General features: G+C 51.9%; 1 pseudogene. It reads right to left on the bottom strand.

The window, feature by feature from the left end:
* Nucleotides 1–237: pseudogene (locus R0J87_RS24530) on the bottom strand (hypothetical protein); the annotation flags it as partial.

Raw genomic sequence — 237 nt, 5'->3', positions numbered from 1 at the left:
ATCTCTGTCGAACCGGATGTATAGAACTGGTGGATGGGCGGTTTGCTGCGCTCTGCAAACTTGTCCTCGAAACTCAAATGGCGCGCTACGTCTTTCGCCGTTTCCTGTGCAGAAGACAGAACCGTCACTGTTTTGCCAAGCTCCTGCTCAATAAAGCCCTGCAATAGCGGATAATGGGTGCAGCCAAGGATGGCGGTGTCGAATTCCTTCGATTTGATTGCCGATAAAGTCTCCGCG

The organism is Halomonas sp. SIMBA_159, from assembly GCF_046536035.1.
GTDB lineage: Bacteria > Pseudomonadota > Gammaproteobacteria > Pseudomonadales > Halomonadaceae > Vreelandella > Vreelandella venusta_A.
This window is presented reverse-complemented; position numbering and strand designations above follow the sequence as displayed.